At 66.1% G+C, this 21,950-nt stretch carries 20 protein-coding genes and 1 tRNA gene; 4 read left to right on the forward strand and 17 right to left on the reverse strand.

Features of this window, described 5'->3' with window-relative positions:
* Window positions 1-50: 50 nt before the first annotated feature.
* The gene (locus HNP60_RS19735) at window positions 51-341 is read right to left on the reverse strand and encodes a transposase (RefSeq protein WP_221414636.1); all 291 of its coding nucleotides are present in this window, start codon (window positions 339-341) and stop codon (window positions 51-53) included.
* Window positions 342-404: 63 nt separating this feature from the next.
* Here HNP60_RS19735 and HNP60_RS05040 point away from each other — a divergent pair, with 63 nt between their 5' ends.
* Window positions 405-737, forward strand: a complete 333-nt coding sequence (locus HNP60_RS05040) for a hypothetical protein (RefSeq protein ID WP_041391748.1) — start codon at window positions 405-407, stop codon at window positions 735-737.
* Window positions 738-749: 12 nt separating this feature from the next.
* Here the strand turns inward: HNP60_RS05040 and HNP60_RS05045 are convergent.
* Together HNP60_RS05045 and folK are read right to left on the reverse strand one after the other, a co-directional pair.
* A tRNA-Lys gene (locus HNP60_RS05045) sits at window positions 750-825 on the reverse strand.
* Window positions 826-838: 13 nt separating this feature from the next.
* Window positions 839-1,384: a 2-amino-4-hydroxy-6-hydroxymethyldihydropteridine diphosphokinase gene (folK, locus tag HNP60_RS05050; protein ID WP_184150950.1), complete on the reverse strand. Its 546-nt coding sequence runs from the start codon at window positions 1,382-1,384 to the stop codon at window positions 839-841.
* Between the two features lie 23 nt (window positions 1,385-1,407).
* On the opposite strand from folK, the gene HNP60_RS05055 reads away from it, so the two are divergent.
* Window positions 1,408-2,088, forward strand: a complete 681-nt coding sequence (locus tag HNP60_RS05055) for a uracil-DNA glycosylase (RefSeq protein WP_184150953.1) — start codon at window positions 1,408-1,410, stop codon at window positions 2,086-2,088.
* 35 nt (window positions 2,089-2,123) lie between these two features.
* On the opposite strand, the gene HNP60_RS05060 is transcribed toward HNP60_RS05055, so the two are convergent.
* The 7 genes from HNP60_RS05060 to HNP60_RS05090 all read right to left on the reverse strand — a co-directional run bounded on the left by HNP60_RS05060 (window position 2,124) and on the right by HNP60_RS05090 (window position 12,765).
* On the reverse strand, window positions 2,124-3,971 hold the full coding sequence (locus HNP60_RS05060) for a response regulator (RefSeq protein ID WP_184150956.1): 1,848 nt from the start codon (window positions 3,969-3,971) through the stop codon (window positions 2,124-2,126).
* Window positions 3,961-4,833, reverse strand: a complete 873-nt coding sequence (locus HNP60_RS05065) for a CheR family methyltransferase (RefSeq protein WP_184150959.1) — start codon at window positions 4,831-4,833, stop codon at window positions 3,961-3,963. The genes HNP60_RS05060 and HNP60_RS05065 overlap by 11 nt, the downstream gene beginning before the upstream one ends.
* The gene (locus HNP60_RS05070) at window positions 4,818-7,832 is read right to left on the reverse strand and encodes a response regulator (protein ID WP_260395009.1); all 3,015 of its coding nucleotides are present in this window, start codon (window positions 7,830-7,832) and stop codon (window positions 4,818-4,820) included. Before HNP60_RS05070 ends, HNP60_RS05065 begins: the two co-directional genes overlap by 16 nt.
* 177 nt (window positions 7,833-8,009) lie before the next feature.
* Entirely contained in the window at window positions 8,010-9,626 is a 1,617-nt protein-coding gene (locus tag HNP60_RS05075) for an ATP-dependent DNA ligase (RefSeq protein WP_184150965.1), read from the reverse strand.
* Window positions 9,623-10,618, reverse strand: coding sequence for a ligase-associated DNA damage response exonuclease (locus tag HNP60_RS05080; protein ID WP_184150968.1), 996 nt, complete (start codon window positions 10,616-10,618; stop codon window positions 9,623-9,625). Before HNP60_RS05080 ends, HNP60_RS05075 begins: the two co-directional genes overlap by 4 nt.
* Before the next feature lie 135 nt (window positions 10,619-10,753).
* Complete coding sequence (locus tag HNP60_RS05085) at window positions 10,754-11,749, reverse strand: bile acid:sodium symporter (protein ID WP_184156876.1); 996 nt, start codon at window positions 11,747-11,749, stop codon at window positions 10,754-10,756.
* Window positions 11,749-12,765: an adenosine deaminase gene (locus HNP60_RS05090; protein WP_184150970.1), complete on the reverse strand. Its 1,017-nt coding sequence runs from the start codon at window positions 12,763-12,765 to the stop codon at window positions 11,749-11,751. The genes HNP60_RS05085 and HNP60_RS05090 overlap by 1 nt, the downstream gene beginning before the upstream one ends.
* Window positions 12,766-12,989: 224 nt before the next feature.
* Here HNP60_RS05090 and HNP60_RS05095 point away from each other — a divergent pair, with 224 nt between their 5' ends.
* Window positions 12,990-13,550 (forward strand): phosphoribosyltransferase, encoded by a 561-nt coding sequence (locus HNP60_RS05095; RefSeq protein ID WP_184150973.1) that lies wholly within the window; start codon window positions 12,990-12,992, stop codon window positions 13,548-13,550.
* A 117-nt stretch (window positions 13,551-13,667) separates the two neighbouring features.
* Window positions 13,668-14,978, forward strand: coding sequence for a M20/M25/M40 family metallo-hydrolase (locus HNP60_RS05100; RefSeq protein ID WP_260394670.1), 1,311 nt, complete (start codon window positions 13,668-13,670; stop codon window positions 14,976-14,978).
* 58 nt (window positions 14,979-15,036) lie between these two features.
* Here HNP60_RS05100 and HNP60_RS05105 read toward each other — a convergent pair whose 3' ends face one another.
* The 7 genes from HNP60_RS05105 to HNP60_RS05135 all read right to left on the reverse strand — a co-directional run bounded on the left by HNP60_RS05105 (window position 15,037) and on the right by HNP60_RS05135 (window position 21,704).
* Entirely contained in the window at window positions 15,037-16,815 is a 1,779-nt protein-coding gene (locus HNP60_RS05105; protein ID WP_260394671.1) for a GGDEF domain-containing protein, read from the reverse strand.
* A gap of 121 nt (window positions 16,816-16,936) precedes the next feature.
* The gene (locus HNP60_RS05110; protein WP_184150979.1) at window positions 16,937-17,122 is read right to left on the reverse strand and encodes a YbdD/YjiX family protein; all 186 of its coding nucleotides are present in this window, start codon (window positions 17,120-17,122) and stop codon (window positions 16,937-16,939) included.
* Window positions 17,119-19,167 (reverse strand): carbon starvation CstA family protein, encoded by a 2,049-nt coding sequence (locus HNP60_RS05115; RefSeq protein WP_184150982.1) that lies wholly within the window; start codon window positions 19,165-19,167, stop codon window positions 17,119-17,121. Before HNP60_RS05115 ends, HNP60_RS05110 begins: the two co-directional genes overlap by 4 nt.
* Before the next feature lie 95 nt (window positions 19,168-19,262).
* Window positions 19,263-20,087 (reverse strand): TlpA family protein disulfide reductase, encoded by an 825-nt coding sequence (locus HNP60_RS05120; protein ID WP_184150984.1) that lies wholly within the window; start codon window positions 20,085-20,087, stop codon window positions 19,263-19,265.
* Between the two features lie 26 nt (window positions 20,088-20,113).
* Window positions 20,114-20,749, reverse strand: coding sequence for an SCO family protein (locus HNP60_RS05125; protein WP_184150987.1), 636 nt, complete (start codon window positions 20,747-20,749; stop codon window positions 20,114-20,116).
* Complete coding sequence (locus HNP60_RS05130; protein ID WP_260394673.1) at window positions 20,736-21,242, reverse strand: copper chaperone PCu(A)C; 507 nt, start codon at window positions 21,240-21,242, stop codon at window positions 20,736-20,738. Before HNP60_RS05130 ends, HNP60_RS05125 begins: the two co-directional genes overlap by 14 nt.
* A gap of 96 nt (window positions 21,243-21,338) precedes the next feature.
* Window positions 21,339-21,704: a hypothetical protein gene (locus tag HNP60_RS05135; protein WP_184150993.1), complete on the reverse strand. Its 366-nt coding sequence runs from the start codon at window positions 21,702-21,704 to the stop codon at window positions 21,339-21,341.
* Window positions 21,705-21,950 lie beyond the last annotated feature (246 nt).

The raw sequence follows: 21,950 nt of genomic DNA on the forward strand, positions 1-21,950 counted from the left end.
TGAGTCCTCCTTTTCCGCCCGCTGCCGAGACGTGGGCGCGGATGGTGGTGCTATCGATGCTGTAGTGGCCACTGTCCAATGATCTCGGCCAGTGTCACGCCGACGGTCTCCCAGACACCGGCTTCACTCCATCGTCGGAAGCGCCGATAAATAGTGTTCCAGCTACCATATTTGGGCGACACGTCTCGCCATGGAGCGCCACACCGGAGCCGCCAGAGGATGCCGTTGATGATCGAACGGTTCTGCTCGGGTGGCCTGCCTCGCCTACGGTTCTCCGGCTCGATCGGCAGCAAGTCCTTCAGAACGCGCCACTTCGCGTCGGTCAAATCGCCCTGGCTCAAGCCCGCCTCCAGCCCGTGCGGCAATCATTTGTCGAAAGCCCGGTTCCGTGCAAGCATGGTTACATGGAAGTGCTGACAATCCTCGTTATGATCGTCGCGGTGCTCTCGGCAGCCATAACAAACGCGATCGTGCAAAGGCGCCAGTTCGCTTCCGGGCGTGGATGGGTCCGCAGCACAGTCGTTTCCGGCTTTATGGACTTCGTTGCAGCTATTGGCATCATCGCCACCTACTTCATCATAGGCCACCTGATCTGGAAGTTGGCGCAGCAGCCACTTTGTCCACGCGCCCTAACTTTCAAAATGGACCACTTTCCGGGGCAGGCCAACATTAAAGCGGCCGAAAAGTTAGCCAACAAGTTAACCCGATCTGATCGCTGTCCTGCAGTACGTTCCTAACATATTGAATAATGGTGAGCCCTGCTGGATTCGAACCAGCGACCTACTGATTAAAAGTCAGTTGCTCTACCGACTGAGCTAAGGGCCCTCCGTGCGGGGCCCTAAAGAGCCCGGCCCTTGCGGTCAACCGGCTTGGGGCGTGAAAGGCGGGCCGCCAGCTGGGCGATGCTGCGACCGGAGCGGGGATCACGCCAATGCGGGGCTATGGCGCGCAGGGGGCGCAGCACGAAATCGCGCTGCGCGAGCGCGGCATGCGGGATGGTCAGGCGCTTGTGCCGCACCGCGCCGCCCGACCAGAGCAGCAGGTCGAGGTCCAGCGTGCGCGCGCCCCAGCGGCGCTGGCGGCGGCGGTGGAATCGGCGCTCGATTGCCTGGAGCATGTCCAGCATGGCAAGCGGTTCCAGCGGCGCCGCAACCAGCGCGGCAGCATTGGCATAAGTGCGGGCGGAGGGGCCGATCGGCCGGCTGGCGATCACGGGGGAACGGGCCACGAGGCGCAGCGGAGCGACATCCAGGGCCTCGAAAGCAGCTTCCACAATCGCGGGCGGGCCAAGCCGGGCGCGCAGCGGCCGGTTCGAACCGATGCCGATGGCATAGACATGCCCGCTCACGGGCTCCGTCCGTCTCCGAGTGCTTGCCTTGATCATGTTGCGCGGCCTATCGCGGCCGCATGTCGCTGACCAGCCCCGTCGTCAGTCCGGTGCCGCATGCCGAGCCCGGGCGCGATTGCCCGCTCTGCCCGCGCCTTGTCGCGCTCCGCCAGGTCTGCCGCGCCGAGCATCCGGACTGGTGGAACGGACCGGTGAGCGGCTATGGCGACCCGGCTGCCCGCATCGTTCTCATCGGGCTGGCACCGGGGATGCGCGGCGCCAACCGAACCGGCCGACCGTTCACGGGCGATTATGCCGGCGACCTGCTGTTCGCCACGCTGGACAAGTTCGGCCTTTCCCGCGGGCAATATGCGGCGCGGATCGATGATGGCGTGGAACTGGTCGACTGTGCGATCCTCACCAGCGTCAAGTGCCTGCCGCCCCAGAACAAGCCGATTCCGGACGAGATCCGCACCTGCCGCCAGTTCCTGCAGGCCGGTGTCGAGGGATTGCCGCGCGCGAGGATATTCATCGCGCTGGGCCGGATCGCGCATCAATCTGCTCTCAAGGTTCTGGGCGGCCGGCCGGGGCAGGCACGCTTTGGCCATCTTGCGGAACACGCCATGCCGGGCGGCCGGATCCTGCTCGATAGCTACCATTGCTCGCGCTACAACACGAACACCGGCCGGCTCACCACAGCGATGTTCGAGGCCGTTTTCGCGCGCGCCTGCACATTGCGGGATGAACTCGAACCGGCCTGACGGCTGGCTCGACCGGCGGGCATCACCGGCGGAGCTCAGGCGCCGATGTGCAGCATCTGCTCGGCGGAGCGCAGCAGTTCGCCGGCGACGAAGGGCTTGAGTACGATCCTTTCCTGCGAAAGCGCCTCGGGCAGATGGCTGGCGCCATAGCCGCTGACCATGAGGAACGGGATATTCCTGCCTCGCAGAGCTTCCGCGATGTCCTCCACCGTTTCCCCTTGCAGGTTCCCGTCCAGCAGCACGAGGTCGAGCGGGAGATGTTGGGCGCTCTCCAGCGCATCCGCCTTGTTGGTCACGGGGCCGATCACGCTTGCGCCTGCCTCACTGAGCACCGAGACGATGTCGAGTGCGACGAGGGGCTCGTCTTCCACCACCAGCACGGACTTGCCATGCATCGAGCCGCTCGCACGGGATGCGGCCTTCGCGGCGCTGGCGGGGAGTGGTGCAGCCACAGGCGCAGCGGCCGGCGCTGTCGCCGGCGCAAGGCCGGTGGAACGGCTTTCGCCCTCCTGCATGGGGCATGGCAAGGTGAGCGACCATTGCAGCCCTGCCGGGTCGTAGGTCGCCTTGGCCGTGCCGCCTTCGCTGCGCAGGCTCCGTTCGATGAGCGCGCTGCCAAAGCCGGTACGGCGGGGCGGTGCGACGGGCGGACCACCGCTCTCCTTCCATTCGAAGAACAGCTTCCCCTCCGCCAGCGACCAGTCGAGGTCGACCCGGCCGGTCGGGGTGGAGAGGGCGCCGTATTTGACCGCATTGGTCGCCAGCTCGTGGATGACCATGGCCAGATGGAGGGCGGGTTCTGGCGCAAGCTGCACGTCGGGGCCTTTGGCCGACAGCCGGTCCGGTGCGATCACGCCCATGTCCAGCTGGCCCTGCACCAGATCGCGCAGGCTCGCGCTTTTCCAGGTCGCCTCGCTGAGCAGCGAGTGCGCCTTGCTCAGCGCATGGATCCGGCCGATGAAGGTGGGGGCGAATTCCGAAGGGCCACTGGAATGGCGCAGCGTCTGGGATGCGATCGCCTGAACCGATGCGAGCGTGTTCTTGACGCGATGGTTCAGTTCTCCGACGAGTAGCCGCCGGGTATTTTCCGCGCGCTTGCGCTCGGTGACGTCGACGATCTGGATGTTGATCGAGAGGAGCTGATCGTTCTGGTCGCACAGGGCGGAGCAGTAACATTCCGTCTCCAGCGTCGCGCCGTTGCGGCGTGACAAGGCAAGTTCCAGCATGTCCCGTCGCTTGCCGCCTTCCCGCATATCGTCGATGAGCGCCTGCAGCGAAGCGAGTGCGGCGTCATCGAGCCATTCGCCGGCACTGATGGCGCGCCCCAGCATTTCCTCCTCGCGCCAGCCGAACAGGCGCTCGGCTCCCATCGACCAGGCGGTGATCTGCTGGCGGGCATCGATCTCCACGATGGCGAGCGGCGAATTGTCCCGATGTGCCTGGAGGCGACCGAGCGCGGACGCCAGTTCGTCGCGCTGGCTGGCGAGTTCCAGCCGCTGGCGGTGCAACTCCACGAAGATGTCGACCTTGCTGCGGAGCACCATGGAATCGAGGGGCTTGAGCAGATAGTCCACCGCACCCGCCTCATAACCCCGGAAGTGCCGTGTATCGTCCGTCGCGACGGCGGTCAGGAAGATGATCGGTATCCGGCGGGTTCGCTCCGTTCCCCGCATCAGCTCCGCCAGCTCGAAGCCATCCATGCCCGGCATCTGCACGTCGAGAAGCGCCAGGGCGAATTCGTCGACCAGCAGCCGCTCAAGCGCTTCGCGGCCCGAACGGGCCCGCACCACGTCCAGGTCCTCGCGCGCGAGAAGGGCCTCCAGCGCGTCGAGATTCTCCTGGACGTCGTCGACGACCAGTATGCGGACAGGACTAGGCAGCATGGCTGATCTCCGGCACTGGCACGAGGTTGCGGCGATAGATTTTTTCCCCGGGATCGAAATCGTCGAAGCAGTCCGAGGCAACGGAGAAACGCAGCGTCTCCTTGGAACCGAGGCCGAGATAACCGCCCCGCACCAGGGAGTTGCCGAACAAGCCGATCGCCCGGTCCTGCAGGACGCGGTCGAAATAGATGAGCACGTTCCGGCTGGAAATGAGATGCGCTTCCGCGAACACCTGATCGGTCACGAGGCTGTGCTCGGCAAACACCGCCCGGGCCCGCAGGGATTTGTCGAAAACGACCGATCCATAAGCGGCGGTATAATAATCGGACAGCGAAGTCCGGCCGCCGGAGAGGCGGTGGTTCTCGGTGAACCGAGCGAGGCGGCTCTGGTCGTAGACGCCCGCCTGGGCATTGCGCAGCGCGCCCGGGCTGATGTCCGTGCAATAGAAGATGGTGCGATCCTCCAGCCCCTCCTCGCGGAACAGGATCGCCAGCGAATAGAATTCCTCGCCGTTCGCGCAGCCCGCGATCCACACCTTTACCGAGGGGTAGGTGCGCAGATGAGGAATGACTTTCTCTCGCAACGAACGGAAATATTCCGGATCCCGGAACATCTCGCTGACCTGGATCGTGAGGAAACCCATGAGCTCGCCAAATGCGGCCGGGCTGCGCAGAACGAGATGCTGGATCTGCGAGAAGCTCTCGCACTCCAGCCTGTCCCGCGCGCGCATCAGTCGCCGGTACAGCGAACCGGGCGAGTAACCCCGAAAATCGTAATGATAATGACGCCAGATCGCTTCGATGAGCAGATCGGCCTCAAGGACCTCGTGGGGCTCGAGCTCGGGAGTCATCGCGGCATCCATACGCGGACGAGGGACAGGAGCTTGTCGACGTCCAGCGGCTTGGAAAGATAATCATTGGCACCGGCCGCAATGCAGTCCTGTTGATCGCGTGGCATCGCTTTCGCGGTGAGTGCGATGATCGGAAGATTGCGCCACTGGCTTTGGCCGCGGATGTGGCGCGTGGCGGTGAGGCCATCCATTTCCGGCATCATCACGTCCATCAGGACCAGATCGACCATCGGCGCTTCGCCACGCAGGGACTGGTCCAGCGCATCGAGCGCTTCCTGCCCGTTTCGCGCGATGCGAATGGTCGCGCCGTGCGGTTCGAACACGCTGGTGAGCGCATAGACGTTGCGGATGTCATCTTCCACAACAAGGATTCTCTTGCCGTCCAGCGCGGCATCCCGGTTGAGCGATCGGAACACCATCTCCTTCTGCTCTTCGGGCAGTTCCGAGACGACCTGGTGGAGAAACAGTGTCACCTCGTCGAGCAGGCGCTCGGGCGACTTCGCGCCCTTGACGATGATCGACTTGGAATATCGCCGCAGCCGCAGTTCCTCCTGCGCGGATATGTCACGCCCGGTGTAGACGATCACTGGCGGGAAGCCGATCGTCTCGTCCTCGCTGAGCCGTTCGAGCAGATCGAAGCCGGAGGTGTCCGGCAGGTTGAGATCGAGCACCATGCAGTCGAATGTCAGCTCGCTGAGCTTCTCGAGGCACTCTGCGGCGCTGTGCGCGACCACCGTCTCGACATCCTGTGATCCGAGCAGCAGCCCGATGCTCTCCGCCTGGCGGGCATCGTCCTCGACGACAAGGACGCGGCGCACGCGCTGGGCCATGCGCGTCTCCAGCGCGGCCAGCATGTCGACGAGCTGCTCGTGCTTCACGGGCTTGAGGAGATAGCCGACTGCCCCGTTGGCGAGGGCAGCCTGCGCATCCTCGCTCACCGACACGATGTGCACGGGGATGTGCCGCGTGCGCACGTCGCGCTTGATCCGGTCGAGCACCGAAAGGCCGGTATGATCGGGCAGGTTCATGTCGAGGATGATGGCGTGCGGCAGATATTGCCGGGCCAGCACCACGCCTTCATCGGCGGTGTCCGCGATGAGGCATTCGAAGCCCTGTTCATGCGCCAGGTCGCACAGCAGCCCCGCGAAGATCGCGTCGTCCTCGACGATCAGGATGACGCGTGAATTGCCGGTAAGGCTGGCGCGATCATCCTCAAGGGTCGAGTGGCGCGGCGCCGGCTGGTCGCTGCCCGTTCGAACCCGTGCCGGAAGGGACCGTGCGGTCGCCGTGCTGGCAGGCCGGGATTCGAGCGCGGAGGGTTCCAGGACGAGAGGCAGGACCAAGGTGAAGATGCTGCCTTCGCCCGGCGCGCTTTCCACCCTGACGTCGCCGCCCAGCAGGGCGGCCAGCTCCCGCGAGATGGAAAGGCCCAGACCCGTGCCCCCATATTTGCGGCTGACCGTGCCGTCGGCTTGCCGGAAGGCCTCGAAAATGACGTCCAGCTTCTCCGGGGGAATGCCGATGCCGGTGTCCCGAACGCTGAGCGCGATGCGGTTGTCCTCCGCAGCCGCTGCCCGAAGCGTGATTTCACCGTCCTCGGTGAACTTGATGGCGTTGGAGAGAAAGTTCTTCAGCACCTGTTCGGCGCGTTGCGGATCCGTCCTGATCTCGCCGGACAGGCCCGGGTCGACGCTGATCCTCAGCTTCAGGCCCTTCGCGTCCGCCGCCGCGGAGAATGTGGCGCCGAGCTTCTCGAAGAGGCTGGAGATCTTCGTGGGCCGTATATCGAGATCGATCTTCCCCGCCTCGATCTTCGAAATGTCCAGGATATCGTTGATGAGGTTGAGCAGGTCGTTGCCGGAGGTTTCGATCGTGCTGGCATGCTTGACCTGCTCCGGGCTCAGATTGCCCTTGCGGTTCTCGGCCAGCAGCCGTGCCATGATGAGCAGCGAGTTGAGCGGCGTCCGCAGCTCATGGGACATGTTCGCGAGGAATTCGGACTTGTAACGACTCGCCCGTTCCAGCTCCGCCGTCTGCTGTTCGAGTGATTTCTGGGCGCGTTCCAGCTCGTCGCGCTGCGCTTCGAGTTCCTGCGCCTGATTTTCGAGCGACGCGTTGCTTTCCTCCAGCTCGGCCTGCTGTGTCTCCAGCCGAGCCTGCGATTCCAGCAGGCGCTGGCTCTGCGCCTCCAGCTCCTCGTTGTTGGCTTGCAATTCCTCACCCTGCGCCTGCAGTTCCTCGGCCTGCTGCTGCGTTTCCTCAAGCAGGACCTGCAGGCGGTTGCGATAGGTGGCCGAGCGTATGGCGACCCCGAGCTGGCCCGCTACGCGGCTCATGAACGCTTCGGCCCGGGAGGCTTCCTCCCCGGCAAAGCCCATCTCGATCACGCCGATCACGTCGTCATCGGCGCGTGCGCCGGCGATCAACAGCTGTCGCGGCGCTGCCTGGCCGAAGCTCGATCCGAAATAGAGGTAGTTCTCGGGGACGTCGGCCAGGAGGAAATTGCGCCGGTCCTGCACGGCTTGCCCGAGCAGGCCATCGCCGGGCTTGATCTCCAGGGGGATCCGGGCGGTGTCGGGAACTCCGTAGACGGCGCGCCGCACGAAGCCCCCTTCATCGCGAATGAAGACTGCGGCTGCCTGTGCGTCCAGATACTCGGCGAGGAAGCGCAGCATGCGCTCTGCCTGTTGCTCGACCGACAGGTCGCCGGCAATCGCATTGGCGAGGCCGACCTGACCGACCTGCATCCAGTCCTGCCGCTCCAGTTCCAGCTTGTTGCGGATGAACATGATGCCGATGCCGGAGAGCAGCCAGGTCACGGAAAGTCCGATGGTGCGGTTGACGAAGGCGATGGAGGGATCGACTCCATCGCGCCCGAGGAAGAAGCCGGTCACCACGAGAATGCTGACGATGCTTCCCACGACGACGGGGGCCAGCGGCTTGCGCGACAGGAAGGAAAGCACGGTGGGGATGAGATAGAAGGCCCACACCGACGTACCCAGGGGCACCATCAGGTCGACGAGGAACGGAGCGATCAGGAGAAGAGAAAGAACGCCGTAGAGGATAGCTTCACGATTCTTAAGAGGCACTTGGTCCGCCCTATTGTTACGCAAGGACAGACAGTCCTCACCCCCGGCGCGGAACGAACGATTCCTCAGATGGTTCCTGAAAATGTTCGAAAGATGCGGTCAGCCTCCGGCGGAAGGCAGCGCCAGGGCTTTCAGTGTCTCCAGCCGGTCCGCTTCGCTCGCCGGCTTGTCCGTCCGCCAGCGCAGGATACGGGGAAAGCGGACCGCGACGCCCGATTTATGACGGCGCGAGAGATTGACCGCCTCGAACGCCAGCTCGAAGACCAGTTCCGGCTCCACGGAACGGACGGGGCCGAACCGTTCACGCGTGTGCTTGCGGACCCATTGGTCGACCTGCAGGATCTCCGCATCGGACAGGCCGGAATAGGCCTTGGCGACAGGCACCAGCGCGTCGCCATCCCACAGGCCGAAGGTATAATCCGTATGGAGCGTGCTGCGGCGGCCATGCCCTGACTGCGCATAGATCAGCACGGCGTCGATCGTCATTGGATCGACCTTCCATTTCCACCAGTCCCCACGGCGGCGGCCATGCTGATAAGGCGATGATCGGCGCTTGAGCATGAGTCCTTCCACACCGCGCTCGCGCGCCATCTCGCGCAGGGCGGCCGCGTGTGTCCAGTCGTCGGCCATGATCTCGGGCGAGAGTGCGATGCGCCGGTCGTCCAGTGTCGCGAGCAACGCCGCAAGCGCCGCGCGCCGATCCGTCAGCGGGCGATCGCGCAGGTCCGTGCCGTCCAGTTCGAGAAGATCATAGGCGAGGACGCGTGCTGGCGCCTGGGCCAGCGTGCGCGCGCCGGGCTTGAGGCGCTGGATGCGGGTCTGGAGCGCCGTGAAGGGGAGAGGGGCGTCCCCCGCGTCCCAGGCCAGCAACTCGCCGTCGATCACTGCGTGCCGGGGTAACAGCGCTGCTGCCGCCTCGATCTCTGGAAACCGTCCGTCCAGCCGCTCCTCGCCGCGAGACCACAAGGCGAGGTCGCCGGAGCGGCGGATCAGCTGAAGGCGGATGCCGTCCCATTTCCACTCGACCAGCCAGTCCTCGAGGGGTCCCAGCGCCTCGGCGAGCTGTTCGAGCGGGGAGGCGAGGAAGAAGGGGTAGGGCGAGGCCATGTCGCCCGGCTGCGGCTCGGGGGAGAGAAGGCCGGCGAGGAAGTCGGCAGACGGCGCCCATGCGCCGAGCATGCGCTGCGCGATCAGCGCGATCTCCACGCCGGAAAGTTCGGCAAGTGCCTGCTGGACCAGCCCGCGCGAGACGCCCACCCGCAATGAGCCCGTCAGCAGCTTGTTGAACAGGAAGCGCTCGCCGAAGGGCAGCGTGCGCCAGGCCCGCTCGACAACGGCTCGGCGGTCGCCCTCCGGCGCGTTGGCGACGGGCAGCAATATGTCCTCGATCCATGTCGCGAGCGGAATGTCCTCGCTGGCGTCGGCCGGATCGTCGAGCAACAGGGCCAGCGTTTCGGCCAGATCGCCGACCTGATCGTAGCTCGCGTCCACCAGCCATTCGGGCGTGTCGCTCGTTTCCGCAATCCATGCGCGCAGTTCGCGGCTGCCGGCCAGTTTCGCGCGCGGACCGCCGATCTTGTTGCCGGCAAGCAGCCACAGGGCCCATGCCGCATCTCGAGGCGGCGCATCCCGGAAATAGCGCACCAGTGCGGCGCGTTTCTCGAGCGTGCCGGTGCTCCGGTCGAGGCGCTGGAAAAGGTCGGCGAAGCGCCTCAAGTCTCTTCTCCGCCGAACTCGGTTCGGAACGCGCCGGCATTCACGCCGCGGTCCCGCAGCGTCTGCACGAGGGCCTGAGTGTCCCCATGCGTCGCGATGATGCGCCGCGCGCCGGTTTCCTCGACTGTCCGCAGCAGGTCGGGCCAGTCGGCATGATCGGAAACGACAAATCCGCGATCATAATTGCGACGGCGGCGATTGCCCCGAATGCGCATCCAGCCGGAGGCGAAGCCTTGCTGGGCGTTTCGGAAGCGCCGTAGCCAGGGCGATCCCGCGGCGGAGGGCGGGGCCAGCACCAGCCGTCCAGCCAGCCGTTCCCCCGGGGGCTCGTCGGCGACCCGGCGGGTCTCCGGCAGCGCGACGCCTGCATCGCGATAGATCTGGACGCCGGCATCCATCGCACCGTGCAGCCAGACCGGCTCCCCATCGATCAATGCGATCTCAGCCAGCAGCCGCTGCGCCTTGCCGAGCGCGTAGCAATAGAGAATTGCCGCCTCGCCGTTCGCAGCGCATTCGGCGCGCCAATCGATGATCTCTCGCGCCACGGCGGCGGTCTCTGGCCAGCGATAGATGGGCAGGCCGAACGTCGCCTCGGTGATGAAGACATCGCACGGCACGACTTCGAACGGGTCGCAACTCGGATCATGCTGGCGCTTGTAGTCGCCTGCCGCGACCCAGACCTCCCCGTCGACTTCGATCCTGACCTGCGCGGAGCCGAGCACATGCCCGGCGGAATGGAACGACACCGCGGCATTTCCCAGGCGGAAAGGTTCGCCATAGGCATGGGGGTGATAGTTCTGCGGCCCCAGCCGCCATTCCAGGATCGGCAGGCCGGGCGCTGCCACATGATATTCTCCCATGCCCATACGAGCGTGGTCACTATGGCCATGGGTGATGACGGCGCGCGCGACCGGGCGCCAGGGATCGATGTGGAAGTCGCCGGCAGGGCAATAGAGCCCCTCCGGGCGAAGCTGGACGAGATCAGCGCTCATCCGCGCGGTGCCTTCTCATCCTACCTCCTCATGCGCGATCCATCATGGCTCCAGCCGCACAATGGCGGGCGTGCCGCTTCGTTCCGGAGGGGCGGGGCGGCCCCGGCATGTGCGAGGCAACGATCGCCCGTAAGTTCATTGCCGAATGTGCGGCCCCGGCTCCAGGCCCTCCGCCGCCAGCGCGCGACGGCCCATCCTGCCCGCGATGAGGGCGCAGGCGATGAGCTGCAACTGGTGGAACAGCATGACCGGTAGCAGCACCATGCCGACCTGTGCGGCAGGGAACAGAACGCCCGCCATCGGCACGCCGGAGGCGAGGCTCTTCTTGGAGCCGCAGAACAGCAGCACGGCGGCGTCGCCGCGTGGCAGGTTGAGGACGCGGCCAAGTGCAGCCGTGAGTCCCAGCACGAGGCCCAGCAACAGCAGGCAGATCAAGGTCAGCAACAGGAGATCGTCGACGGAGACCCGGTGCCAGATGCCCTCGACCACCGCTGCGCCGAAGGCGCTGTAGACCACCAGCAGGATCGAGCCGCGATCGACCAGCGAGAGGATGCTCTTGTGGCGCGTGACGAAGCCGCCGATCCAGGGGCGCAGAAGATGACCGATGATGAAGGGTAGGAGCAGCTGCAGCACGATGGCTTCCACTGAGGCGAGCGAGATGCCGCCGGTCGTGGCGCCCATCAGCAGCGCGACCAGCAGGGGCGTCAGGAAGATGCCGACCAGATTGGAGAAGGATGCCGCGCAGACTGCCGCCGCGACATTGCCCCGCGCGATGGCGGTGAAGGCAATGGAGGACTGCACGGTCGAGGGCAGGAGGGTGAGGAACAGCAGTCCTGCCGCAAGCGGCGCGGACAGCAGGGGGAGCGCGCTGAAGCCGAGCCCGAGCAGTGGAAAGACGCCGAACGTGACGAGCAACGTGGCGATCTGCACCCGCCAGTTGCGCGCGCCTTGCCAGATGGCTTCGCGGGAGAGCTTGGCGCCGTGAAGGAAGAACAGGAGCACGATTCCCGCATCCGCCGCGCCTTCCGCAACGCCTGCCCATTGCCCGCGCGCGGGCAGCAGGCTGGCAAGCACGACAGTGCAGAGCAGCGCAATGATGAAGGGATCGAACAGGGAGCGGAGTCTGGGGATCACGGGGGACCGTTCACATAGGAGTCGAGCTGCGCCAGATGCGCCGAAACCTGCCCGTCATCAAGGAAAGAACCCAGGAAACTGTTGCGCGCGAGCGTGACGAGGTCCCGCCGGTCGAGACCGCGCGCAGCCGCGACGGCGCGATAATTATCGGCGATATAGCCGCCGAAATAGGCCGGATCGTCCGAATTAATGGTAGCCCGGAGCCCCAGCGCCAGCATGCGGTCGATGGGGTGGTCGCCCATCTCCTTCACCACGCGAAGCTTGAAGTTGGAGAGAGGGCAGACGGTGAGCGTCATGGCCTCGCGCGCCAGCCGGGCTGTCAGCAACGGGTCCTCGAGCGCGCGATTGCCATGGTCGAGCCGGTCGATCCCCAGCAGGTCGAGTGCTTCGAGGATGTAGGCAGGCGGCCCTTCCTCGCCGGCATGGGCAACCCGCCGCAGTCCTGCATCCGCCGCCGCGGCGAAGACACGGACGAAGCCGGATGGCGGATGGCCCACTTCCGAGGAATCGAGGCCGACGCCTTCGATATAGTCGAGCCAGGGCTCGGCGGCGCGGAACGTCGCCAGCGCGGCTTCCTCGTCGAGGTGGCGCAGGAAGCAGAGGATCAGTTTCGCGGTCAGGCCGTGCCGTGCGCGCGCATCCGCCATTCCCGCGAGCAGCCCGCGCATGACGACGTCGAAGGGAATGCCCCGGTCCGTGTGGGTCTGGGGATCGAAGAAGATCTCGGCATGGACCACGCCGTCAGCGGCCGCACGATCGAAATAGGCAACGGCGAGATCATGAAAATCCTCTTCCGTCCGCAGGACGTCGGCCCCCGCATAATAGATGTTCAGGAAGTCCTGGAGGTTCGAGAAGTCATAGGCGGCACGCACCTCCTCGACAGAGCGGAAGGGGATGGCGATCCTGTTGCGACGAGCGAGCGCGAACATCAGCTCCGGCTCGAGGCTGCCTTCGATGTGGAGGTGAAGCTCCGCCTTGGGCAGGCCGGTGATGAAGCGGTCGAGATCGTTCATGACATGCTCCGGATGAGACAGCGAGCGAGGCGCAGTGGCCGGCATCAATGGCGGGCCAATGACAAGCCGCGGTCCCGTGGTTCGTGTTTGGGATTCTTCTACACCGGCTTCGCGTCCATCGCCATGGATGGCCAGCGCCCGCTTTCCCGGATATTGCCGGCCCTCGTCCGGCCGGCATGCATGGCGCGGCTTTCGTCCATTCTCTTCACGCCCGGAGTCCCCGAATGACCGTCGAGAAGCGCTATCTCACAGCTGATGAACTGCTGGCGGACTCCTTTCGCCTCGCCAATCTCATTCTCGACGCCGGCTTCCGTCCCACTCACATCGTCGGCATCTGGCGCGGCGGGGCGCCCGTGGGCATCGCCGTACAGGAGCTGCTCGAATATCATGGCGTCAATGCCGACCATATCGCGATCCGCACGGCCTCCTACACCGGTATCGACCGGCAGGAGCCCGAAGTACGCGTCTATTCGCTGGGCTATCTCATCGATACGCTGGAGCCGACAGACCGCCTGCTGGTGATCGATGACGTGTTCGACAGCGGCCGCTCGATCGACGCCTTCCTGCGCGAATTGCGCGCGCGTTGTCGCCACAACACGCCCGAGACGATCCGCATCGCGACGGTCTATTACAAGCCGGCCCGCACGAAGGTGCCGCTCAAGCCGGATTTCTATGTCCACCGCACGGACGAGTGGCTGGTCTTCCCTCACGAAATCGATGGGCTGAGCCATGAGGAAATCCGCCGGCACAAGCCGGACGCGGCGCTCATCCTGCGCGAGGATTGAGGCCGGCCTCGCGACTGAAAAGGCACCGCGTGCGGAGAGCCAGTTGTCCGGAAGCGGTTTAGCTGGTTAGACCTGTCTTTCCCGAAAGCTTCTTCCAGCACTCAGATGGGATCTTGCATGATCAGAAGACTGTCCCTGTCCGCCTGCCTTCCTCTCCTGTCCCTCCTGAGCGCCGCGTCGGTACAGGCCGCGTTGCCGGAAGCAGCCGCGCCGCGAGCGACCATCGCGCGGCTCGAGGCTCTCAACGCCAGTGACAGTTTCAAGACTGCAGCCGCTCGGCTGGATGCCGATTGGGACCGCATCGTTGCCGACATCATCACGCTGACGGAGATCCCCGCGCCGCCATTTGGCGAGGCGAAACGAGCCTCCGCCTTCGCGGACATGCTGAAGGCGCACGGGCTGGAGGATGTGGAGATTGACGAGGAAGGCAACGCGATGGGGCTGCGGCGCGGCACCGGCAAGCCCGGCGGCCCGCTGCTGGTCGTCGCCGCCCACCTCGACACCGTCTTCCCCGCCGGGACGGACGTGAAGGTACGGCGCGAGGGAGACCGGCTGCTGGCGCCCGGCATCGGGGACGATACATGCAGCCTCTCGGTGCTGCTCGCCTTTATCCGCGCGATGGACGCGGCAGGCATCCGCACGACTCACGATATTCTCTTCGTCGGCAATGTCGGCGAGGAAGGCCCTGGCGATCTGCGCGGCATCCGGCATCTTTTCACCAAGAGCAAGTACAAGGATCGGGTCGCGCAGTTCGTGGCGTTTGAGCCCGGCCGCGAGGGCATCACCATCGGCGGCATTGGGTCCAAGCGCTACAAGGTCGCATTCAAGGGGCCGGGCGGCCATAGCAATGGCGACTTCGGCATGGTGAATCCCGCTTATGCCATGGCCAACGCCATCACCCGCTTCAGCCAGATGCCAGTGCCCAAGGAGCCACGCACGGTATTCAATGTCGGCATTGTCGAGGGCGGCACGTCCGTCAACTCGATCCCCTTCGAGACCGCGATCACCGTGGACATGCGCTCGGAAGGCAAGGCGGCGCTCGATGCGCAGGAGACTTATCTCCTCGGACTGCTGCAGCCCGCCGTCGACGCGGAGAATACCGCGCGCAGCACGGCCAAGGGCAAGATCAGCTATGAAGCGAAGAAAGTCGGCGACCGCCCGGTCGGCCTGACCCCGGCCAACAGCCCGATTGTCCAGGTCGCGACGGCTTCTGCGCTCGCGGCAGGCACCAAGCCGGTCTACCGCATCGGCTCGACCGATTCCAACATTCCGATGAGCCTCGGCATTCCTGCCATCACGCTGGGCTCGGGCTTCTCGACCAGCCGCAGCCATTCGCTGGAGGAATCGCTGCTGCTGGACCGACCCGGTACCGTCAAGCACATGACTGTGGGCCTCGCCACCGTCATCGCGCTGGCTGGAGGGAAATGACAGTGATGGGCGGGAGACGGCACACGACGGGGACGTCGAAGCGCTACTCCCGCTCCCCTCAGCACCCCTTCGACTGGCGTGGCGGCGACTGCGTGGGGCCAGCGACATCCGGCAGGGAAAGCTGGTCGTCGGGGAAGCGGCGGCTCGCCACGCGGTCACGGCCTGATCGCTTGGCTTCGTACAGCGCTTCGTCCGCGAGCCGGTAAAGCTGGCGGAAATCACTCGGCGTGCTGGTCGCCGCGACACCGATGCTGGCGGTGACACAGCGGTCTCCGATCGCGTCGCGATGGTCGCACGCCGCGATTTCCTGCCGCACGCTCTCGGCGAAGCGGGCGAGCGCGAAACCTTCCAGCCCCGCGATCAGCAGCGCGAATTCCTCGCCGCCCAGTCGCGCCGCCGTGCACATCGCCCCTTCCCAGCGCTCGATCCGACGGGCGATGGCCGTGAGGACCATGTCGCCGGCTTCGTGGCCGTAAACGTCGTTGATCGCCTTGAACCGGTCGATGTCGATGAGCAGCAATGCGATTGGCGTGCGCGTGGTGCCGGCATGGTCGAGCATCGGGCCGGCAGTCTCCACGAAGCCGCGCCGGTTGCGCAGGCCGGTGAGCGGGTCGCGCCGGGCAAGCTCGCCGGCCTGTGCCGCCGCCATGCGGGCACGGTCCCGCTCCAGGCGGAGCGAAGCGAGGCTGCGCGTCGTCGCGACGGAGAGCCAGATCGTCTGCCAGGCCGCGGCGAACAGCACGGGAACCTTCGATCCGCCGCCCCAGAAAGCATTCTCGACGTCCACCAGATGAATGAGCGCCAGCGTGATCATCGGCAGCGACCAGGCGAGGGCGAAGTCCCGCGCTTCCGCGCAGCCTCGCCGCCAGGCGACGCCGAGGCATATGGCCACGGCGAGCAGATCGGCAAGAGTAGCTACGCCCAGGATCGTGCCCAGTTGCTGAAGCCCGACGCCACGCATCAGGGAGGCAGGAACGCCGATGATCCCGATGCTGATGCCGAGCCCCAGCGTACCGAGGCGCAGCCAGGCCGGGAGCGTGTCGCGGCCGAGCGCAGTCACTGCGGAGATCGTCGCCAGCGCGATGGCAAGACAGGAGAGAAACGTTGCGGTCTGGGCGGAAAGCGTGCCCGCCATGCCAGGCAATACCAGCAGATGGATCTGCGACCAGACCGCCCCCCATGCGAGCATGCACATCGCCCAGCCGCCTTGCCAGGCAAGATACTGGCGGCGCAAGGCATGGGCGAGCGAGAGATTGTAAAGGCCGCTGATGAGCAGCAGCGTGAGCGCCGCGCCGATGGCAACGGCCAGTCCGGCCGATTGCATGCCGCTTTCGTCGGGACTGAGCAGTCGCATGTTCAGCAAGCCATGAGCGGCGAGCCCGTCGTAACGCATGGTGACGGCGGTCAGTCGGGCCGCGCGGCCGGGCGCTTCGAACTCGATCTGGCCGCCGGGACGCCAGTGTCCGTGAAAATCACCCCCGCGCACCTGGCGCCAGGCGACTGTGCCGTCCGAATAGGAGAAAGCGACCGCCAGCCTGTCGAAACGGGACTGATGCACCATCAGCACCACGTCCCGCGGTCCGACGGGCAACCGGTCGAGATTGACGCGTAGCCATAGGCTGCCTTGCTGATAGCCGGCGGGTGTCCCGTCGCAGGCGAAGCGGAGCGAGGCGAGGATTTCGTCCGGCTGCTGCCGGTCCGTCACCGCATGGCAAAGCGAATCGACCTGAAGACGCGTTTCGGCACGCGCAGCCACGCTCCAGAGCGTCGCGACAATCCCCAGCAGCAGGGCAAGCCAGCGACCCATGAATGGAAGAACGACACGCGAACGCTTCATGCGCGGGGCTATCGCAGGAAAGGGTTTGTAAAGCTTTACCGTTGCGATGGATCGAACATCGAAAACACGCGACAGAGCCGCCGTAAAGACAGGATACGGGACCATGAAGCCGCGATCGGGGTCAGCAACAGCGCCCGCCATCGCGTCCGCCATAACGGGCCTGTTCCCGATCGCGGAAGAAGGCGATGCGAGTCATGGGCGTCCGCTCGGGATGGTGGCTGGCCATGTGGCGCAGATACTGGTCGTAGCTCGGCTGGCCGACCATGAGCAGCGCTGTCTCGCGCAGGCGGGCGATGAGGCCGGTCATTCCGCCGCCGCCATCGCCGGCACGACTTCGCGCGCCGTCGCCACGTCGCTGCGGCGAGCGGCGATGCAGGTGCGCACCGTGAAGAAGAGCAGCGACAGCACTACGGCGAGGAACAGCGCACACAGGGCGGCATCGATCCGGTCATTGAAGATGATTCGCTGCATTTCCGCCATCGATTTGGCTGGCGCCAGCAGTTCGCCACGTCCCGCCGCATCCGAGAAGCGCCGGGCGTGGGCGAGGAAGCCCACGGCGGGGTCGGCGGAGAACAGCTTGAGCGCGCCGGCGCTCACCGTGCAGACGAGAAGCCAGGCGGTCGGCAATGCCGTGACCCAGGCGAAGCGATCCCGCTTCATGCGGAACAGCACGGCCGTCGCCAGCATGAGCGCCACGGCGGCCAGCATCTGGTTGGAAATGCCGAACACCGGCCACAGCGTGTTCACGCCGCCGAGCGGATCGGTGACGCCCTGATAAAGGAAGAATCCCCAGGCCGAGACGCACAGGCCCGTCGCGACGAGGCCGGGGAGATGAGAATTGCCGGCGCGAAAGGATGGCACCACGAGGCCGATCAGGTCCTGGAGCATGAAGCGTCCCGCGCGCGTGCCGGCATCCACGGCCGTCAGGATGAACAGCGCCTCGAACAGGATGGCGAAATGATACCAGAAGGCCTTCATCGCCGAGCCGCCGACGGCATGGCTGAAGATTTCCGCCATGGCGACCGCGAGCGTGGGTGCCCCGCCCGTGCGCGAGACAATGGTTGCTTCGCCCACGTCGCGGGCGGTCTGTTCCAGAAGCTCGGGGGCGATCGGAAAGCCCATGGCGGAAACCGCCGCCGCGGCGCTGACGGGATCACCGCCCGTGATCGCGGCCGGGCTGTTCATCGCGAAGTAGAGGCCGGGATCGAGGATGGAGGCGCCGATGAGCGCCATGATCGCCACCACGGCTTCCATCAGCATGCTGCCATAGCCGATGACCGGCGCATCGGCCTCGCTGGCGATCAGCTTGGGCGTCGTTCCGCTCGCGATCAGGGCGTGGAAACCGGAGACCGCGCCGCAGGCGATGGTGATGAACAGGAAGGGAAACAGCGCGCCCGACCAGACCGGGCCGCCGCCATCGACGAACTGCGTGAGCGCCGGCATCTTGAGCGGCGGGGCCATGATGACGATGCCGACCGCCAGCGCGGCAATGGCGCCGATCTTGAGGAAGGTGGAGAGATAGTCACGCGGCGCGAGCAGCAGCCAGACCGGCAGCACGGAAGCGACCGCGCCATAGCCGATGAGGATCCAGCAGAGCTGGACCGGCGTGAAGGTGAAGAGCGGGCCCCACACCGGCGATGCCGCGACTGACTGGCCGAAGATGATCGCGAGAATGAGCCCGACGAACCCAAGCGCGGACACCTCGCCGATCCGGCCGGGCCTGATCCAGCGCGTATAGATGCCCATGAACAGCGCGAGCGGTACGGTCGCTGCGACAGTGAACATGCCCCACGGGCTCTCCGCGAGTGCGCGCACCACGATGAGAGCCAGCACCGCGAGGATGATGACCATGATGGCGAAGGCGCCGACCAGCGCGATGGTCCCTGCGACCGGTCCCATCTCCATGCGCACCAGTTCGCCCAGCGAGCGCCCGTCCCGCCGCATGGAGATGAACAGTACCATGAAATCCTGCACCGCCCCTGCGACCACCACGCCGGCGATGATCCACAGCGTGCCGGGCAGATAGCCCATCTGCGCGGCGAGCACGGGGCCGACCAGCGGGCCGGCGCCAGCGATGGCCGCAAAATGATGACCGAAGAGGACGCGCCGGTCGGTCGCGACATAATCCAGCCCGTCCGCCCTGTAGATCGCGGGCGTCGGCCGTGCGGGATCGAGCCGCATCACATGACGGGCGATGAACAGCGCATAATAACGATAGGCGACCGCGAAAGTGCAGAGCGCCGCCGCGAGGATCCAGAGCGCATTGATCGGTTCGCCACGCGAGACCGCCAGAACGATGAGCGCCAGCGCGCCGACCGCGGCGACGATGATCCAGGGAATGTGCTTGAGCATCGCGATCTCCTGCCTGCTCGTTGCCGCACTCGGGTGCGATGGGCAATGGCTTTCGGCATGGCGCGGTCGTTCGGGAGGGGCACTTTTCCCAGCGCTCAAGGTGCGCCGTCGCTTCCCGCGCGGAGCGTCCGCAGCGCAATGTCGAGCTGGACACGCGAGATCTGGCCGACATGGCTGTGCCGGACGACGCCGTCGCCGTCCACGAACAGGGTGGTGGGCAAGGCCTTTCCACCCGTAATCTCACCGAGTCGGCTGTCGGGGTCGAGCAGCACCGGCGCCGTGCTGAGGCGCTCGGTTTCCAGGAAATGCCGCACATGCCCGGCCTCTTCGCCCTGATCGACGAGCAGGACGGGCGGCATGCCCGGTTCCGCCGCGGCTTGCACGAGCATCGGCAGTTCCCGCCGGCAGGGCGGACACCATGTCGCCCAGAGATTGAGGACTACCGGTCCGCCTCTGACATCGCCGAGCGTGAGAGAGTCGCCGTCGAGACGTTCGAAGGCGAGCGACGCCGGCAACATCAGCGGCGGATCGCGGGGCGCCAGCCGCTCGAAGCCCGCCCAGAGGAGAGTCAGCGCCGCGAGGAGGGCAAGGCCCTGCGCCGCAGGGCGAGCGCGGCGCAGGGAGAGGACAAGGACAGCCCCCGCCGCGACGACGCCGGCCGACCAGGACCAGCCGCCGAGCCAGACATGCAGCGCGGCGATCGGATCGAGCGCGAAGCTGACCCTATGTTGCCAGACATAGGCACCTCGAGCGGCGATCAGCCCGGCGGCCAGGGCGAGCAGTCCCGGCCAGAAGGCCGAGCGCCGCCCGTCCCGGCGCAGGCGCCATTCGCATGCGGTGAGGAACAGCAGCATCAGCGCGAGCGCCACGAGCCGGTCGAGCGGGACCATCACCGGGCCGATATGGAGGATATTGCTCATCGGGGTTCCCTATAGGCCCGCATGTTTCAGGCGATCAGCCCGCGCAGCTCCGCAAGAGCAGATGCCTCGCTGTCCCGGTCGCTCAGCAGTGAGCGGAAGCGCCCTTCCCGATCCATCAGGATGACGAAGGCGCTGTGATCGATCGTGTAGTCGCCGCCGTCGACGGGCACTTTCTGGAAGAAGACCCGAAAGGACTTCGCCGCCTGCGCGATCTGCGCTTCGCTGCCGGTGAGGCCGAGGATGGGCGTGCCGAACAGATCGACATAGGCGCCCACGTCGGCCGGCTTGTCATGGCCGCTGTCGACCGACACGAAGACAATGCGGAACTTCTCGCCGTCCGCGCCCATCGCCTTGCGCAAATGCGCCATGCGGGAAAGCGTCGTGGGGCACACGTCCGGGCAGCGGGTGAAGCCGAAGAAGATGGCATAGGGCGTGCCCTTCAGCGTCTCGGGCGTCACGGGCTTGCCGTTCCGGTCGACCAGCGAGAAACGGCTGCCGATGTCCGGTGGGGCCTGCGTGCCGACCGAGCCCGGGCCTGCGCCGGGCGTCCCGGTCAGCCGCATCGCAAGCAGGACGCCGCCCGCAAGCGCGACGAGGCCGATCGCCAGCCAGAGCCAGAGGCGCAGTCGGGACAAGGGCGAGCGCGTGTCAGTGCGAGTCATGGCTGTTGCCTCCGTGCGCGTCCTTGCCGGCAGTGCCGTGGGTCACCGCCTCGACCCGGAAGCGAACCGCCACGTCGCCCGCGCGAGCGAACCGCAAGGTCACGGGAAATGTCTCGCCGCGCTTGAGCGGACGCTTGAGGCCCATGAACATGATGTGGAAGCTGCCGGGCTTCAGCGCCACCGATCCGCCCGGCGGGATGGCAAGCCCGTCCCGCAACGGGCGCATGCGCATCACGCCGGCGTCCATGCTCATGGTGTGGATCTGTACTTCGGCCGCGACGGGCGTGCTGCCTCCGAGGAGTCTGTCCGGGGCTTTGCCCTTGTTGCCGATGGTGAGGAAACCGCCACCGGCGGTCTGGCCCTGCGCGGTTTCACGCGCCCAGGGGGCAGTGATCTCCAGGGCTCCGGCGGTTGCCGTCTGGGCGGACGTAGCGGTTGGGGCGAGCGTGGCGGCAAGCGCAAAAGCGGCAGGAATGAGGGTATGACGGATCATGGTCCGGTCTCCGAAAGAAAAGGATGCGGTGGGGCAGGTCGGCCGCGGGGATTGTCTGGCGACGAAAGCCGCCATCGCCATTGAAGGCGCGATGGATCAGGCGCGCGCGGGCGGACCCCGCAGCGGCGGACGCAGATGTCCGCCATGGCGGGCAAGCTGCCAGGCGGGAAGCGGCGGTACAGGCCGGGCCGCGTGCAGGTCCGGTTCCACAGTCGGAAAGGGCTCTGCCTCCGCCAGCAGTGGTGCGGCCAGTGCCGAAAAGGCGCAGGGCTGATCTCCGGCTCCGGTATCGCGATGGTCCTCCTTCCCGTCCGCGTCAGCGGGGACGGCGATTGTTATCGAGGCCGGACCGGTGCCGGTGCAGAGAGCGACGCTGAGCGACTTGTGCTCCACTGCGGTCATGTAGCCGGCGGGCATGAGCAGCTTGAACGCCAGCGCGACGCACAGCATCAATGCCGCCACGCGGCGATGAGCAAGGAGAAGGCAGCGCAAGCGATCCACGCTTCGCCAATAGGACGCAGCGCGGCCCGTGTCACGCGGGAGCCGTGGTCCGCCGGCCGGGATGGCGCGGCACGGTGAGAACGCGCCGCCGGGCCGTTCCGCTGCCGGGGCTCGGATCATTGGAAACATGCCATTTACCCGCCTGTTGCGTGCTCCCATAACGTGCGCGGGCCCCAGCTCTGGCCCGCAGCTATTCTGGAGGCAGAA

The organism is Sphingobium lignivorans (assembly GCF_014203955.1).
Taxonomy (GTDB): domain Bacteria; phylum Pseudomonadota; class Alphaproteobacteria; order Sphingomonadales; family Sphingomonadaceae; genus Sphingobium; species Sphingobium lignivorans.